The 16,390-nt window shown below is 75.3% G+C and carries 12 protein-coding genes; 6 read left to right on the top strand and 6 right to left on the bottom strand.

Annotated features, from left to right (window positions below; genetic code table 11):
* Positions 1–19: 19 nt before the first annotated feature.
* Positions 20–625, bottom strand: a complete 606-nt coding sequence (orn, locus tag ABD324_RS24010; protein WP_344421246.1) for an oligoribonuclease — start codon at positions 623–625, stop codon at positions 20–22.
* A gap of 58 nt (positions 626–683) precedes the next feature.
* On the opposite strand from orn, the gene ABD324_RS24005 reads away from it, so the two are divergent.
* A complete protein-coding gene (locus ABD324_RS24005; protein ID WP_344421243.1) occupies positions 684–2,228 on the top strand; it encodes a helicase HerA-like domain-containing protein in 1,545 nt (514 codons plus the stop codon).
* Positions 2,229–2,260: 32 nt separating this feature from the next.
* On the opposite strand, the gene ABD324_RS24000 is transcribed toward ABD324_RS24005, so the two are convergent.
* Both ABD324_RS24000 and ABD324_RS23995 read right to left on the bottom strand, forming a co-directional pair.
* Positions 2,261–3,985, bottom strand: a complete 1,725-nt coding sequence (locus ABD324_RS24000) for a PH domain-containing protein (protein WP_344421240.1) — start codon at positions 3,983–3,985, stop codon at positions 2,261–2,263.
* The gene (locus tag ABD324_RS23995) at positions 3,982–4,491 is read right to left on the bottom strand and encodes a PH domain-containing protein (protein WP_344421237.1); all 510 of its coding nucleotides are present in this window, start codon (positions 4,489–4,491) and stop codon (positions 3,982–3,984) included. The genes ABD324_RS24000 and ABD324_RS23995 overlap by 4 nt, the downstream gene beginning before the upstream one ends.
* Before the next feature lie 52 nt (positions 4,492–4,543).
* On the opposite strand from ABD324_RS23995, the gene ABD324_RS23990 reads away from it, so the two are divergent.
* The 5 genes from ABD324_RS23990 (at position 4,544) to ABD324_RS23970 (ending at position 11,258) form a co-directional block, all read left to right on the top strand.
* Positions 4,544–5,323 carry an HAD family hydrolase gene (locus tag ABD324_RS23990; protein ID WP_344421234.1) on the top strand — a complete coding sequence of 260 codons (780 nt, stop codon included), beginning with the start codon at positions 4,544–4,546 and terminating at the stop codon, positions 5,321–5,323.
* Between the two features lie 135 nt (positions 5,324–5,458).
* Positions 5,459–6,727: an efflux RND transporter periplasmic adaptor subunit gene (locus ABD324_RS23985; protein ID WP_344421231.1), complete on the top strand. Its 1,269-nt coding sequence runs from the start codon at positions 5,459–5,461 to the stop codon at positions 6,725–6,727.
* The gene (locus ABD324_RS23980; RefSeq protein WP_344421228.1) at positions 6,724–7,416 is read left to right on the top strand and encodes an ABC transporter ATP-binding protein; all 693 of its coding nucleotides are present in this window, start codon (positions 6,724–6,726) and stop codon (positions 7,414–7,416) included. Before ABD324_RS23985 ends, ABD324_RS23980 begins: the two co-directional genes overlap by 4 nt.
* Positions 7,413–8,645, top strand: coding sequence for an ABC transporter permease (locus ABD324_RS23975; protein WP_344421225.1), 1,233 nt, complete (start codon positions 7,413–7,415; stop codon positions 8,643–8,645). The genes ABD324_RS23980 and ABD324_RS23975 overlap by 4 nt, the downstream gene beginning before the upstream one ends.
* Before the next feature lie 3 nt (positions 8,646–8,648).
* Positions 8,649–11,258, top strand: coding sequence for a permuted SH3 domain-containing protein (locus tag ABD324_RS23970; RefSeq protein WP_344421223.1), 2,610 nt, complete (start codon positions 8,649–8,651; stop codon positions 11,256–11,258).
* Positions 11,259–11,331: 73 nt separating this feature from the next.
* On the opposite strand, the gene ABD324_RS23965 is transcribed toward ABD324_RS23970, so the two are convergent.
* From ABD324_RS23965 to ABD324_RS23955, 3 genes are all read right to left on the bottom strand, one after another.
* Positions 11,332–12,225, bottom strand: a complete 894-nt coding sequence (locus ABD324_RS23965) for a ferredoxin family protein (RefSeq protein ID WP_344421220.1) — start codon at positions 12,223–12,225, stop codon at positions 11,332–11,334.
* Between the two features lie 56 nt (positions 12,226–12,281).
* Complete coding sequence (locus tag ABD324_RS23960) at positions 12,282–13,922, bottom strand: AMP-binding protein (protein WP_344421217.1); 1,641 nt, start codon at positions 13,920–13,922, stop codon at positions 12,282–12,284.
* Between the two features lie 208 nt (positions 13,923–14,130).
* Positions 14,131–16,386 carry an ArnT family glycosyltransferase gene (locus tag ABD324_RS23955; RefSeq protein ID WP_425565891.1) on the bottom strand — a complete coding sequence of 752 codons (2,256 nt, stop codon included), beginning with the start codon at positions 16,384–16,386 and terminating at the stop codon, positions 14,131–14,133.
* Positions 16,387–16,390 lie beyond the last annotated feature (4 nt).

The following is a 16,390-nucleotide window of genomic DNA, read 5'->3' as shown; positions in this document are numbered from 1 at the left end:
TACGCGATGGCCGGACGGGCTAGGAAGCGGGGGGTGCGAGTGCGGCCGCGGCGGCCCTGGCCTCGTCGGACGTTGGGCCCGGGGGCTGCACGAACAGCGTCCGGCGGTAGTACTCGAGCTCCCGGATGGACTCCTCGATGTCCGCGAGGGCGCGGTGGGCGAGGCCCTTCTCCGGCTTCGCGTAGAAGACCCGGGGGAACCAGCGGCGGGCGAGCTCCTTGACCGAGCTGACGTCGATCATGCGGTAGTGCAGGTGGGCGTCGAGCTCCGGCATGTCCCGGGCGAGGTAGCCGCGGTCGGTCGCGATCGAGTTGCCGGCCAGCGGGGCGGTGCCGGGCTCGGGCACGTACTGGCGGATGTAGGCCAGCGCCTTCTCCTCGGCCTCGCGCAGCGTGACCGTGGAGGCCCGCACCTCGTCCGTCAGGCCGGAGTGCGCGTGCATCTCGCGGACGACGTCGGGCATCCCGGCGAGCGCGGCGTCGTCGGCATGGATGACGACGTCGACGCCCTCACCCAGGACGTTCAGCTCCCCGTCCGTCACGAGTACGGCGATCTCGATGAGCGCGTCGCGCTGCAGATCGAGACCCGTCATCTCGCAGTCGATCCACACCAACCGGTCGTTCATGGAACGCAGGGTAGGCGTTGTTCGGCTTTTTGTCGTAGTGCTGGTCTAGGCTCCGCGCGTGGCTGAGAACACCCCTGCCCAGGAGATCGCCGCCGGCTACGCGACGGAGGGCGATGCCCTCGAGCTCGGCACCGTCCTCGTCGACGGGCAGGTGGACCCCTCGGCGCGCGTCCGCATCCCGTTCGCGACCCTGAACCGGCACGGGCTGGTCGCGGGGGCCACCGGTACCGGGAAGACGAAGACGCTGCAGGGCCTGGCCGAGCAGCTGTCCAACGCCGGCGTCCCGGTCCTGCTGGCGGACGTCAAGGGCGACCTCTCCGGAATGTCGAAGCCCGGTGAGGACGGCCCGAAGATCCAGTCCCGGGCCAAGGACACCGGGGACGACTGGGTGGCCACCGGCTTCCCCGTCGAGTTCCTGTCCCTGGGCGGGAAGTCCTCCGCGGTCCCGATCCGCGCCACGATCACCCAGTTCGGGCCCATCCTCCTGTCGAAGGTCCTCGACCTCAACGACACGCAGGAGTCCACGCTCGGGCTGATCTTCCACTGGGCGGACCAGCAGAACCTGCCGCTCCTGGACACCAAGGACCTCCGCGCCGTCATCCAGCACCTGACGAGCGACGAGGGCAAGGCGGACCTCAAGGGCATCGGCGGCGTCTCGCCGGCGACGGCCGGGGTCATCCTGCGCGCGTTGGTGAACCTCGAGGCGCAGGGCGGCGAGGACTTCTTCGGCGAGCCCGAGTTCGAGCCGACCGACCTCATGCGCCAGGTCGACGGCAAGGGCGTCGTCACGCTCGTCGAGCTGGCCGACCAGGCGGCGAACCCGAAGCTGTTCTCCACCTTCCTGATGTGGCTGCTCGCCGAGCTGTACGAGGACCTGCCGGAGGCCGGCGACCTCGACAAGCCGAAGCTCGTCTTCTTCTTCGACGAGGCGCACCTGCTGTTCGCGGACGCGTCGAAGGCGTTCCTCGAGCGCATCGAGCAGACCGTGAAGCTGATCCGCTCCAAGGGCGTCGGCGTGTTCTTCTGCACGCAGCTGCCCACGGACGTGCCGAACGCCGTCCTGTCCCAGCTCGGCGCGCGGGTGCAGCACGCGTTGCGCGCCTTCACCCCCGAGGACCAGAAGGCGCTCACCCGGACCGTCAAGACCTACCCGACGTCGAAGGTCTACGACCTCGAGGAAGCCCTGAAGTCGCTGGGGACGGGCGAGGCGATCGTGACGGTGCTGTCCGAGCGCGGGGCGCCGACGCCGGTGGCCTGGTCCCGGATGCGGGCGCCGCGCTCGCTGATGGCGGCGATCGGGGAGCAGGCGGTCACCGAGGCCGCGCACGCCTCGCCGCTCTACGCCAAGTACGGCCAGACGATCGACCGCGAGTCCGCCTACGAGCGGCTCACGGCGAAGATGGCCGAGGCCGCGCCCCCGCCTCCCGCCGAGGCGCCGCCGATGGAGGCCCCCGCCCCGGAGCGGCACCGGCAGGAGCGCGAGGAGCCGGGCATGGTCACGCAGATCCTGCAGTCCTCGGCCGCCAAGTCGTTCATGCGGTCGATGGCCACGCAGCTGGGGCGCGAGATCACCCGCGGCCTGTTCGGGACGCGGCGCCGATAGCGGAACCGTCGGAGAGTCCGACGGGCGGAAGGTCAGATTTCTGACGGTTCCTCGAGAGGCACTCCCGACGAGGTCAGCCCGGGGCTGACCTTGTCGATCAACGCCACCGCGGTGCCCGGGGCGATGTCGAGGACCGGGTAGCCGCCCTGCCCGGCGGCGGTCACGGCCTCCAGGGTGACGACGCCCGCACGGCGCTGGAACGGGCTCTGCCGCACGCGCCACCCGATCACCCCGGAGCGCTGCAGCGCGACCGTGCGCCGGGAGAGCCCGCCGAGCCTGCTGACGAGGTACACCGGGCTCAGCGCGTGCCCGAGCGCGCGGGCGCGGTCCAGGGCCAGCAGCGCGGCGAGCGGGACCAGGAACAGCGCGACGGGCCAGAGCCAGCCGAGGGCGGGCCACACCTCGCCGGCGACCACGGTGGCGACGAGCAGCAGCCCGGCCGGGACGAGCGCGCGGGTGAAGCGGCGGCGCGTCGCGGCCGGAGGATGGCGGGTGAGCGGTGTGCGGGTGGGATCGGGCCGCACATCCGGGTGCAGGCGGGCCAGGGCAGCGGCCGCGACCCGGTGGGCCTCGGCCCGCGGGGCGGGCGGCTGCAAGGCCCCGCCCTGGGCGTCGCGGCCGAGACCGGTGGACAGGACGCGGGCCTGCGCGCCCCGACCGGCGCGCAGCAGCAGCGGCTCGTGCACCGCCACCCCGCGGATGCGGTCCTCGGCGACCGACAGCGATCGGGTGGTGAGCAGCCCGCGGCGGACCTGCAGCCGGCCCCAGCGCGCGCCGTCCTGGCTCTCGCGGGTGAGCCGGTAGCCCCACCAGCGTTCGACGAACAGCACCACCGACCCGACCACCGCGACGAGCAGCAGCACCGCCCCGACCAGCCCGATCGCGGCCCACAGCGGGGTGCGGGCGAGGCGTTCCGCCGCGGCCTCGACGCCGATCCGGCGGGGGCTCAGGCCGAGCTCGTTGAGCAGGTTGAACGCCGCGGCGGCGATGGCACCGACACCGGCGAGGGCGGAGAAGGTCAAGGGCGCGAAGCGGACCCAGGACCAGTGGAGTCGCGCGAGCTCCACGGTGGACGGGGCGCTTCGGCGGGCGACCGGCTCGCGCGCCGCCGGTGCGCCCGTCCCCACGGTGCCCGTCGCCGCGCCGGGGCCGGGAGGCCCGACCGCGGCGGTCTGCGCGGATCCGTCCGGCGGCGCGGAACCATCCGGCGTCGCGGCGGTGTCGGACGGGTCCGAGGCGAGGGACGGGGCGGGGAGGTGCGGCGCGACGGGCGCATCACCCCCGACCCGCGGCGGCGCGACCTCCACCCGGTCCAGCAGCTCCGCCCGCAGGGAATCCCCCTCGGCCGCCCCGACCGCGTCGAGCTCCAGCCCGCCGTGGCGGTGCTCCGTGCCCGTCCCCGCGGCCCGCACCACGACGACGTTCAGCCGGAAGAGGCGGTGCAGCGGGGTCGCCGTGAGGTCGACGGTCCGGATCCGGTCCCGTGGCACCGAGCGGCGCTGCCGCCGGACCCAGCCGCTGTGCAGCTCCACCCGTTCGGGCGTGATCCGGTACTGCGTCGTCCGCCAGCGCACCACCCCGGCCAACACCACGAGCGCCGTGATCCCGACGGAGATCCACAACCGGATCGGGTCGTCGCTGCGCCCCGTGATCAGCAGGACCACCAGCACGGGGACCAGCCGGATGAGGGCACGGGCGGGCGCGACCACCAGCATCCGGGCGTCGAGCCGCCGCCACGGGGCGTCGGGTGAGGTCAAGTGGCATCGCCGTGCGCCGCCTGCGTCGTCTCGGTGAGCTGGCGGGCGAGCTCGGCGGCGTCCGCCGTGGCCAGGCCGCGGATCGTCACCGGACCCCGCGCGGACGCCGTCGTCACGGTCACGCTGGCCAGCCCGAGCAGCTGCTGCAGGGGGCCGTGCTCGGTGTCCACGGTCTGCACCCGGGAGATCGGTGCGATCCGCCACTCCCGCACGAGCCAGCCGGACAGCGTGTAGACCGCCTCGTCGGTGATCTCCCAGCGATGGATCCGGAACAGGATCCGGGGGACGACGGCGGCGTAGGCGAGGCCGGCGACGACCGTCGCGATCAGGGTCCCCACCAGCCACGACGGCCCGCCGAGCACGATCACGACGACCAGCTGCGGCAGCGCGACGGCGGCGGCGCCGGCGAGTCCCCGCAACCGCCACCAGCCGACCGCGCGCGGGTCGACGCGGTGCGCGGGCGGGCGGAGCGGGAGCGCGGTCGGCACGGGGGACCCGGTCTGCATGGGTTCACAATGCCGAAACCGCGCGAACCGTGCCCACGTAGGGTGTGTGGACGTGTGGACGCCCCGCCTGATCGCCCTGGACATCGACGGCACGACCGTCCACGCGCACCAGCCGCCGTCGCCGCGCGTGCTCGCGGCGATCCGCGCGGTGGGTCGCCACGCGATGGTGATGCTCTGCACCGGCCGGACCGTGCTGGGGGTGCGGAGGGTGCTCGACGAGCTGGGCCTCGACTCGGGCCTGACCGTCTGCTCCAACGGCGCGGTCGTCATGGACACGGCGAGCCGCGTGGTCCGCGAGGTCGTCACCTTTGACGCGGCAGTGGCCCACGCCACGGTGAAGGACGTCCTGCCGGAGGCCGTGTTCGGGACCGAGCACGTCGGCGTCGGGCAACGGGTCACGGGGCCCTTCCCGGGTGTCCACCTGGCCGGTGAGGTCACGGAGGTCTCCGAGGCCGAGCTGCTCGCCGCGGCCACGCCGAAGCTGATCGCCTACTGGCCCGGCGGGACGGTCGACGAGGTCGCCGAGCGGTTCGCCGGGATCGAGGTGCCCGGCGCGACCGTGACCTTCGACCACGAGTTCCCCTGGGTGACGATGGTGGCCGCGGGGGTGTCGAAGGCGTCGGCGCTCGCGGGGGTGGCGGCCGGGGCCGGGGTCGCGCAGCAGGACGTGCTCGCGGTGGGCGACGGCGACAACGACTGCACCATGCTCCGCTGGGCGGGCCACGGGGTCGCGATGGGGCAGGCGCCGCCGGAGGTGAAGGAAGCGGCCGACGAGGTGACCGGAGCGGTCACCGAGGACGGCCTCGCCGCCGTCCTCGAACGCTTTTCCTGATCGTTCCTCCCCCGACGTCCGGATCTCTCAGCGGACTGTCAGCCCGGTGCGGGACATCGGCCACGCGGCCGGTTACGGTTCGCCAGCCGGCCGCGGGGACCCGGTGTCCGTGCAGGTCGAGCGGCTGGAGGCCCCGTGTCCGAAACGTCCGGTGCGCACCGGACGGCCCCGCCGGAAGCGGCTCGCCGCTCCCGGTTCGCCGGGTGGTCGTGGAAGCGCTGGTTGCTGATCGGGCTCGCGCTCGCCGTCGTCGTGTTCCTGCTCGTGTGGTTCCTCGTGCCGCGCTCGTCCGCGGCCGCGGCGACCCAGCTCGCCCGGGCGACGACCGGCACGCTGACCACCACCGTCGCCGCCACCGGGACGATCGCCCCGGCCCAGCGCTCCGACCTCTCGTTCACCGTGTCCGGGCAGGTGACGGCGGTGCCGGTCACCGTCGGCCAGCAGGTCACCGCGGGGCAGACCCTCGCGACGGTGGACGCCGCGAGCCTGCCCAGCCAGCTCGCCCAGGCGAAGGCCTCGGTCGCGAACGCCCAGGCCAAGGTGGACTCCGACGGCTCCGCGAGCAGCGCGCAGCGCAACGCCGACCAGGCGGCGCTCTCGGCCGCGCAGGCCCAGCAGGCGGTCGCGGAGCGGGCGCTGTCGCAGGCCACCCTGACCGCGCCGTTCGCCGGGACCGTCGCCGCCGTCAACGTGACGGCCGGGCAGCAGGTCGGCGGGGGCTCCGGCGGGTCGTCCTCCGGGCAGTCCGGGGGAGCGTCGGGCCAGTCCGGTGCGGCGAGCGCCGCCTCGGCCTCGACCGCCGGCTCGGCCGACGTCACGGTGATCAGCACCGGCACGTTCGTCGTCACCACCTCGATCGACGACACCGAGGTCTCCCGCGTCAAGGCGGGTCAGCAGGCGCAGATCACGCCGACGGGGGCCACCCAGGCGGTCGCCGCGACCGTCGACACGGTCGGGCTCGTCGCCACCCAGACCTCCGGGGTCGCGGGCTACCCGGTCACCCTCAAGGTCACCGGGGACGCGTCCGCGCTGCACGCGGGCGGGAGCGCGCAGGTCGCGATCGTCACCAGCGAGGTACGGGACGCGGTGCTGGTCCCGACCGCGGCCGTCCGCCAGGCGGGCGGGCAGGCGTCGGTGATGGTGGACCGCAACGGGACCCAGGTGGAGACGCCGGTGACCGTGGGCGCCACGGACGGCGCGCGCACCCAGATCACCCGCGGTATCGAGGCGGGGACGCAGGTCGTGGTGCCGACGGGCACGACCGGGACGACCGGCGGGGCGCGCTTCGGCGGCTTCGGCGGCGGTGGTGGTGCGGGCGGCTTCGGCGGTGGGGGAGCCGGGGCCGGAGGCGCCGGCGGCGGGCTCGGCGGCAACCGCGGCGGCGGCGCGAGGGGCGGCTCGTGAGCCCCGTCATCTCGCTGCGCGGGGTCGGGAAGACCTACAAGCAGGGCGCGCTCGAGGTCGAGGCCCTGCACGACGTCGACGTGGACATCGCCGAGGGCGAGTTCGTCGCGATCATGGGCCCCTCGGGCTCCGGCAAGTCCACGCTGATGCACGTCCTGGGGTGCCTCGACGTCGCGACCACCGGCACGTACACCCTGGCCGGGATGAGCGTCGGGGCGATGGACGAGGAGCAGCTCGCCACCATCCGCAACCGGCGGATCGGCTTCGTGTTCCAGCAGTTCAACCTGCTCGCGAGCATGCCGGCCTGGCGCAACGTCGAGCTCCCCCTGACCTATGCGGGTGTCGGCAGGGCCGAGCGCAAGGACCGGGCGCTGGCCGCGCTGGAGCGTGTCGGGCTGGCGGACCGTGCCGAGCACCGGCCGGGCCAGCTGTCCGGCGGCCAGCAGCAGCGCGTCGCGATCGCGCGGGCGCTGGTGACCGAGCCGGCCCTGCTGCTCGCCGACGAGCCCACCGGCAACCTCGACTCGGCGTCGACGGCGGACGTCCTCGGGCTGCTCGCCGAGCTGCACGCCAGCGGCCGCACGATCGTGCTGATCACGCACGAGGAGGACGTCGCCGCGGCCGCCGAGCGGGTGCTGCGCATCCTCGACGGCGGCATCCAGCACGACAGCCTGGCGGCGCTGTCGTGAACTGGCGCGAGACGATCCGCACCGGCTGGGACGCCGTCCGCGCCCACCGGCTCCGCTCCGGGCTGACCATGCTCGGCATCCTGATCGGCATCGCCGCGGTGATGCTGACGGTCGGGCTCGGCCAGGGCGCGCAGGCCACGATCACGTCCCAGATCAACTCGCTCGGCAGCAACCTGCTGGTGGTCACGCCCGGCAGCACCACCGGCAGCAACGGTGTGCGGGGCGGGGCGGGCACCGCGTCCACCCTGACCACCGCGGACGCCACCGCACTCGCGGACCGCACGGTGGCCCCGGACGTCGCCGCGGTGGCCCCGACCGTGCAGCGCTCCGCGTCGCTGACGGCCGGCACCGCCAACTGGACGACGACGGTCATCGGCACGGTCCCGGACTACGCCGTCGTGCGCGCGCGGACCCTCGCGGAGGGACGGTTCCTCACCGCGCAGGACGTCGCGGAGCACGCCCCTGTCGTCGTCCTCGGGTCGACGACGGCGACGGAGCTGTTCGGCGCCCGGTCCCCGCTCGGGCGCTCGGTCGCCGTGTCCGGGACGCCGATGACGGTGGTCGGGGTGCTCGCGCCGGCCGGCTCGTCGGCCGTGCAGAACCAGGACGACCAGGCGATCCTGCCGCTGCCCACCGCGGCGGACCGGGTCATCGGCGGCACCGCGCGCACCGCCGTCCAGGCGATCTACCTGACGGCCGTGTCGACCGAGGCGCTGCCCGCGGCCTACCAGGAGGTGACCGCGGAGCTCCTCGCGCTGCACCGCGTCACGGACCCGGCCAACGCGGACTTCACGATCACCAGCCAGCAGGCCATCCTCGACACCGCGACCACGATCACCGGGGCGCTGACGGCCGTGCTCGCGGGGATCGCCGGCATCTCGCTGCTCGTCGGCGGGATCGGCGTCATGAACATCATGCTGGTGTCGATCACCGAGCGGATCCGCGAGATCGGGCTGCGCAAGGCGCTCGGCGCGACGCCGCGGGTGATCCGCCGGCAGTTCCTCGTCGAGGCGGGCGTGCTCGGGCTGGCCGGCGGGATCGCCGGGGTGATCCTCGGCGTCGTGGCCGGGGCGCTGCTGTCCACGGCCATCGGGCAGCCGATCGTCGTGTCGCCCACCGCGACCCTCGGCGCCATCGTCGTCTCCGTCGGGATCGGGCTGGTCTTCGGCGTGTACCCCGCGAGCCGGGCCGCCCGGCTCGCCCCGATCGACGCCCTGCGCAGTGAGTGAGCCATGACCTCTGCCGAGTTCTCCGACATTCCTCCCACCCGGCGCCGCCGGGGCCGCGTGTGGATCGCACTCGTGGCGGTGGTCGTGCTGATCGCGGCGGTGGTCGCGATCGTGGTGGCGCGGCGGGACTCCGCGCCGCGGTACCGGACCGTCGCGGCGGCCACCGGCGACGTGGCCGCCCAGCTGGAGACGACGGGGACGGTCACCCCGGTCTCCCAGGCGAACCTCTCCTTCCCGATCGCGGGACAGGTGACCTCGGTGACGGCGGCGGTGGGGCAGCACGTCGAGGCGGGCACGGTGCTCGCGACGCTGGACACCACCTCCCTCGACGCGCAGGTGGCCCAGGCGAACTCGCAGCTCGCGAGCGCGCAGGCGAGGCTCGCCGCGGATCGTGACGGGCAGAGCTCTGTCGCCTCGGCGGCCGGTGGTGGGGCCGGCTCCTCCGGCGCAGGTGCCGCCGCGGGGGGCTCCGGTGCGGCGGGAGCGGTTCCGGCTGCGGCGCAGAGCCCGTCGGCCGCCGCCGAGGGCGAGAACGCTGTCCCGGCCGCGCTGGTCACCGAGGCCGGGACCGGAACCCCCGCGGCTGGTTCGGCCGCAGGGGACGGCGGGGCAACCACCGGCTCGGCTGCCGCCGGCGTGGGCGCCGATCACGGTGGCGCTGCGAGCGGTGGCGCCCCGGGAGGCGCTCCGGCAGGCGCCACCACGGCGGACGCGGCCACCCAGATCTCCGCGGCGATGAAGGCGCTCAAGGAGGGCCAGGACAAGGTCGTCGCGGACCAGAAGGCGGTCGACGACGCCGTCGCGACGGCCCGCCGCGACCTCGACGCCGAGATCACGGCCTGCGCGCCGGTCCTCGGCCTGGATCCCTCGGCGCTCGCGACATCGTCCACACCGGACAGCAAGAGCGGGCCGACCGGCTCTGCCGCGTCGGGTTCGGCCGGCGGGAACGCCGCTTCCGGGTCCACGGGATCCGCCGCCGGGTCCACGGGATCCGGTGCGGCGGGCTCCGGCTCGGCGGCGGACGGATCGACCTCGGACGGTGCCACGGCCGGCTCGGGGACGGCTGGCTCGGGCAAGTCGGGTTCGGGTGGTTCCGGATCGGGCAACTCGGCAACGGGCGGGCACAGGAAGGATGCGGTCCAGCCCGCGTCCTTCACCCAGGCCACGCCGCCGACGTCCCCCGCCGACGCCCTCAAGGCCTGCCAGGCCGCGATCAAGACCGTCATGGACGACCAGCAGGCGGTGGCGAAGGCCCAGGACACCCTGGCCTCCGACGTGGGCGCCCTCGACGCGACCCTCGGCGACCTCGTCGACCGCGCCCTCGCCGCCGCGACCGCGGCCGGCGCGGGCCAGGCGGGGACGACCGGACACGGTGCGGGCCAGGGCGGTGCCCCGGCCGGCGGCTCCGGTGCGTCCACGGGCGGTCCGGGCGGCGCAGGCACCGGCGGTTCCGGCGGCGTCGGGAGCTCCGGAGCGGGCGGCTCGGGCTCCGGCGCGGCCGCCGGTGGCGCGGGCAGTGGTGGCGCGAGCAGCCCCGGCTCGGGTGGCTCGGCGTCGGCCGGGAGCGGTCCGGCCGGCGGGACCTCCGGTTCCGGATCCGGCGGGGCAGGCGGCACCGGTGCCCCGGCATCCGGTGGAGCCGCAGGTGCCGGGGGTGGTGGAGCGTCCCGCGCCGCGGGGCAGGGCGCTGGTGCCGCAGGCGGCGCCGCTGGTTCCGCGGCCGGCAGGTCCGGCGCCTCGGGGGCGGGTTCCGCGGCGGGTGCGTCGGGGAGCTCCGGTGCGGCGCGCCAGACCGCCGCTCCCTCGGCGTCCCAGCTCGCCGCCGACCAGGCGGCGGTCGACTCGGCGCAGGCCTCGCTCACCTCGGCCCGGCAGAACCTGGCCCAGGCCAGCCTCGTCGCGCCCGTGGCGGGGACCGTGGCGGCCGTGTCGCTGACCTCGGGGCAGCAGGTCGCGGGCCGGTCGAGCACCCCGCAGATCGTGGTGCTGGGCCAGGGCGCGGACCAGATCGTCACGCAGGTGGGGGAGTCCGACATCGGCCGGGTCCGGCCCGGCGACGCCGCGACCGTCACCACCGACGGTGCCGGCGCCCCCCTGCAGGGCACGGTCGTCTCCGTCGGCCTGCTCCCGACCGGGACGGGCAGCCCCGTGACCTACCCGGTGACGATCGGCCTGACGGGCACCCCGCCCGCCCTGCCGGCCGGCTCCGGTGCGTCGGTGGGTCTGACGGTCGCCTCGGCCACGGGCGTCCTGACCGTTCCGACCTCGGCCGTGCGCACGGACGCCACGGGCAGCACCGTCACGGTGCTGCGCGACGGCACGGCGACCCCGGTCAAGGTCGCCCTCGGCGCGGTCGGCGGCACCCGCACCCAGATCGTCTCGGGCCTGCGGGCGGGCGACGAGGTCGTCCTCGCCGACCTCACCCAGCCCCTCCCGAGCTCCGGCACCGCGGGCCTGCGCGGCTTCGGCGGCGGAGGACAGGGCGGCGGCCAGACCGGCGCCGGGCAGGGCGCCACCCGCGGTACGGGCGGGGCGACCGGCACGGGGGGCACCGGGGGAGCCGGCGGAACCGGCGGCGCGGGAACCGGCGCAGGCCAGACCGGCGGCCGCTGACGTCCGGGCCATTCCCGCCGTACCCCTCGTGAGTGGCGATAGTCGCCCTGGCGACCATCGCCACTCACGGGAGTCAGGCGTGGGCGACCGCTCGGACCGCCATGGCGACGAGGGGGGCGCTGCGCTCGAGAGCCGCGCCGCAGGACAGGGGGCGGGAAGGACCGGGGCGTTCGACCACGAGCACCGCCCAGGCCGCGCCCTCGGGCCCGCGGACGAGCACCTCGCGTCCACGACGGACCTCGTCGATCCGGTCGATCGTGAGGGCGTCCGCGTCCCGCAGGCCGGTGCGGACCCGCACCGCGAGCTCGGCGACCTGACCGGCCGGCTCCCAGGCCGCCCGGCCGCGGCAGAGCCCGGGCTCCATCTCGCCCTGCGCCGCGGCCTTGCGGGCCGCGACGGCCGTGGCGACGTCCAGCCGTCCGTAGAGGTACCCGGTGGGCAGTACCAGCGCGGTCGGGGCGAAGCGATGGCCGCCGAGGTGTGAGCACTCCCACACCACGTCCGGCTCCGGTTCGGCCTCGACGACCGCGGTCGCGAGCGACCGGCCCTCGACCGCGCAGCACAGGTCCCGCGTGCCGTGCGTGCACACCATCAGCAGCGCCTGGTCGATCCGCTCGCCCGCGTGGGGGTCGCCGAGCGGGACGGCCGGGAGCTCGTCCGGCCCGTCGATCACGAACCGGCGGACGCGGCACTCGCCGGGTCCGGTGTCGGCGAGGAAGACGGTGCGCGGCGCCTCCGACGAGGGGCGACGGCCCGGCCTGCGGATCAGCAGCAGCTTGCGCCCGGCGGCCCGGGCCCGGTCGGCGAGGCCGGCGATCGCCGGGTCCTGGTGCCGGTCGACGGCGCGCGGCCACGACCCGACGTGCTCCACCAGGAGCAGCCGGGACCTGACCGGAGCGGTGCCGGGCAGCGGCTCCTCGGCGGCGCGCGCGAGGGCCGTGCAGCGCGCGTCCGTCCCGGAGGCCATGACGGGACTCTACCTTAGGCTGCCCTAAATCGGGCGGGTGACCTCGAACGATGCACTCAGTCGCGACCCGGTAACTCTCGGGTGAGTACCTTCCCGGTCGGGTTGCGGGGCAGCTCGTCCAGGAAATGGACGTCCCGGGGGACCGCGAACCGGGCCGCCTTCGCCTTCACCAGCGCCCGGACGTCGTCCTCGTCGAGCGTCGCGCCGGGCTCGCGCACGACGTACGCGGCGAGCCGCTGCCCGAACTGCTCGTCCGGCACCCCGACGACCGCGACCTCGCGGACCGCCGCGCTCGCCGCGATCAGCTCCTCGACGGGTCCGGGGTGCACGTTCTCCCCGCCCGACACGATCATGTCGTCGCCGCGGCCGGTCAGGTGGAGGCGGCCGGCGTCGTCCAGATGTCCGACGTCACCGGTGCCGATCAGCCCGTCCTGCCGCTCGACGTCCACATCGGACCGCGTGTAGCCCTCGAACGGCAGGTCGTTGCCGACGAACACGCGGCCGTCCGTGCCGGGCGGGACGCCGCGGCCCTCGTCGTCGAGGATCCGCAGGACCGTGCCTACCGGCGCCCGCCCGGCGGTGCCCGGCGCGGCCCGGAGGTCGGCGGGGGAGGCGATGCTCACCCAGGAGACCTCGGTGGAGCCGTAGAGGTTGTAGAGGACGTCGCCGTAGCGGTCCATGAACTTCTCCGCGAGGCCCGCGGGAAGGGCCGACCCGCTCACCGCGACGATCCGGGGCCGGTGCCCGTCCCGCCACGGCTCGCTGGTCTCGTGCAGCCGCTGCATCATCACCGGCACCGCGATGATCACCTGGACCTGGTGCGCCGCAACGGTGTCGAGCAGGTCGCCGGGATCGAAACGCGGACGCAGGACGGCGGTGTCCCCGTGCAGGACGGCGAGGAGCAGCCCGGCGTTGCCCCAGGTGTGGAACAGCGGCGCGGCCAGCAGCACGCGTTCGCCGGCGCGCAACGGGATGACCGAGAGGATCGACGCCGCGGGCGCGATGGTCGAGATCGGCGGCCGGGTGGCGCCCTTCGGGGTGCCGGTCGTGCCCGAGGTCAGGACGATCATCCGGCCCTCCTGGGCGGGACGGCCGGGGGCCGGGCCGGGCGTGCCGGCGAGCTCGGTGAGCGAGCCCTTCCCGGTCCGGGAGGGGACGACGGTGCGGCCCGCGGGCACGAGGTCGGCGAACTCGTCGTCGACGACGAGCGTGTGCAGCCGCAGCTCGTCCGCGATCTCGGCGAGCTGGTCGGCGGGCAGCCCGGTGTTCAGGAGGACGACGTCCGCGCCGAGCTTGCCGGCCGCGACCATCGCCTCGATGGCACCGCGATGGTTGCGGCACAACACCCCTACGCGGGTCCGGGGCTCGACGCCGAGCCCGGCGAGTCCGCGAGCGATGCCGTCGGTGCGGGCGTGGACCTCGGCGTAGGTGAGGGTGCCCGCGTCGTCGACGATCGCGGGGCGGTCGGGATGCCGGGCCGCGCCCGCCGCGTAGCCGCCGGCCAGCGAGAGCCGGTAGCGGACGAGCCCGGCCGCGATCCCGGCCAGCCGGTCCGGTCGCAGGGGCCGCACGACGCCGGAGCGCGCGAGGGCCACGAGGGCCCGCCCGGTGCCGACGGCGGTGGACGCCCCGTCGCGCACGGCGGTGGCGGCGCCCCCGAGGAAGCGGGCGAGATCAGCGGTCCGGTCCTCGCTCACGGGCCCATCCAACCGCCTCGGGCGCCAGCTTGCAGCCCCCGATGCGACTACCGGGCCGGGCGATGATCGCCGAGAGTGCGGGATCCCGGCCACCGTCGGCCGATGTTCCGCACTTGCGGTGATCATGGATCGGGGTGATCGCCAGGAGCGGTGCACGACGGCCGCGGATGGCTGTCGTGCACCGCCGGGGGCGATCAGGTGCCGGGAGTCAGCTCTTCGGGGCGGTCAGGTCGTAGACGGTGGCGCCGCCCACGGTCTGGGCCGTGAAGTGCTGCTCCACCCAGCCGGTGATCTCCGAGCTCAGCCCGCCGCGGCCGCCCGGACCGCCGCCCGCGCCACCGCTGACGAAGTAGTGGATGTCGCCGGCGGCCACGTAGTCCTGGAACTGCTGGAGCGTCGGGTAGGGGTCGGAGCCGGTGAAGCCACCCATCGCCATGACGGACGCGCCCGAGGCCAGCTCCATGGACGCCGCGCCCTGGGAGCCGCTGGTCGCGGCGGCCCAGCGCATGTCTCCGGCGTTCTGCAGGAGCGTCACGAGGGCGGGATCCGTGGACTGCTCGCCGGGACCACCGAACCCGCCGCCGAATTCACCACGGCTGCCCTGCCCGGTCACCTGCCCGACGCCGCCCTGCCCGACGCCGCCCGGTGTCGTGCCGCTCTGCCCGCCGTCTGCCGTCGTGCCGCCCTGGTCGCCGTCCTGCGTCGTGCCGGTCAGGCCGCTGCCGCCCTGCGCAGCGCCGGCCTCGGCGGAACCGGCTCCACCGAGTCCGGTCCCGTCGTCCCGGCCCCCCCGGGTGCCGAAGCGGCCTGTGCCGCCTGTGCCGCCTGTGCGGAAGGCGGCCCCGCCGAAGCCGCCGTCGCCGCCCTGGACCGCGGGGCCCGCGGAGGGGATGGCGCCCGTGTGCGCCGTCCCGAGGGTGACCGCGGCGGAGGCGGCCGGGGCGGCGATCCCCGAGAGGACCGCCGCGCCGGCCGCGACCGCCACCCAGCGCCGCCGGCCGGCAGGCACCAGGAACGCGAGGCCGGCGAGCACCCCGACCACGAGCACCGCCCAGCGCAGCCACGGGAGGAACTCCGGCGACCAGCCGAGCATCACGAAGGCCCACACGACCGTCACGATCGAGGTGCCGGCCAGGGTGATCCGGCCGAGCCAGGTGTCGCGGGCCTTCCAGGCCTCACGGCCGCCGATCGCGACGAGCGCGGCGATCCCGGGAGCAAGGGCGACCGTGTAGTAGGGGTGGATGGTCCCGCTCATGAAGCTGAACACCAGCGCGGTGACGACGGTCCAGCCGCCCCACAACAGCAGCCCGGCCCGCACGGTGTCGGTCCGCGCCAGGCGCCGGGTCAGCACGAACCCGACGACCATCAGGATCAGCGCCGCGGGCAGCAGCCAGGAGATCTGGGTGCCGAACGACGAGGTGAACAGCCGGCCGAGCCCGGTCTCACCACCGAACATGCCCCCGCCCGGACCGCCGCCCCCGCCGGGGAGACCGGCTGCGTCCCCCGCGGTGCCGGTCGCGCCGGGGAAGCCGGCACCACCGGCCGCACCGGCCGCCGTACCACCGAGGGCCTCACCGCCGCCGAACCCGCCCCGGCCGCCGCCCCCGCCGTTGCCGTCGCCCCCGAAGATCCGGCCGAGGCCGTTGTAGCCGAAGGCCAGCTCGAGCGGCGTGTTGTTCGTCGAGCCGCCGATGTACGGCCGGGAGTCCGCCGGCCACAGGGCGACCGCCAACAGCCACCAGCCCGCGCCGACCACCACCGCCACGCCGGCGCCCAGGAGATCGCGGATCCGCTTGCCGACGGTCGTCGGCGCTGCCCACAGGTACGCGAGCGCGAGCCCGGGCAGGACGAGGAACCCCTGCAGCATCTTCGTGAGGAACGCGAAGCCCAGGAGCAGCCCCGCCAGCAGCAGCCAGCGCGCCTTCGCCTTCTCGATCGCCCGGGTCGTCGCGTAGGCGGCGGCGACCATGAGGAGCACCAGCAGGGCGTCCGGGTTGTTGAAGCGGAACATCAGGGCCGCAACGGGAGTCAGGGCGAGCACGGTCCCGGCGAGCAGCCCGGCACCCGGCCCGGCGACCCGCTTGACCGCCGCGTACAGCAGCGCCACCGACGCCACCATCATCAACGCCTGCGGCACCAGCATGCTCCAGGAGCCGAACCCGAAGATCCGACCGGACAGCGCCATGACCCACAGCGACGCCGGCGGTTTGTCCACCGTGATCGCGTTGCCGGGGTCCAGCGAGCCGAAGAAGAGCGCGGTCCAGCTCTGCGTCCCCGCCTGCACGGCGGCGGCGTAGAAGGAGTTCGCGAAGCCCGAGGCGGCCAGGTTCTGGAGGTAGGCGGCGGCCGTCCCGACCAGCAACAGGGCGAGCGCCGGCCGGTGCCAGCGCGGGGCCCGTGGCGGTGAGTCGGCGGGGAGCGGGCCGGAACCGTGCACGGTTCCGGTGTCGAGAGTGGTGGTCACCGTG

The sequence above is a fragment of the Pseudonocardia ailaonensis genome, from assembly GCF_039531635.1.
GTDB lineage: Bacteria > Actinomycetota > Actinomycetes > Mycobacteriales > Pseudonocardiaceae > Pseudonocardia > Pseudonocardia ailaonensis.
The sequence above is the reverse complement of the archived record's forward strand: the minus strand, read 5'-3'. Positions and strand labels throughout refer to the sequence as shown.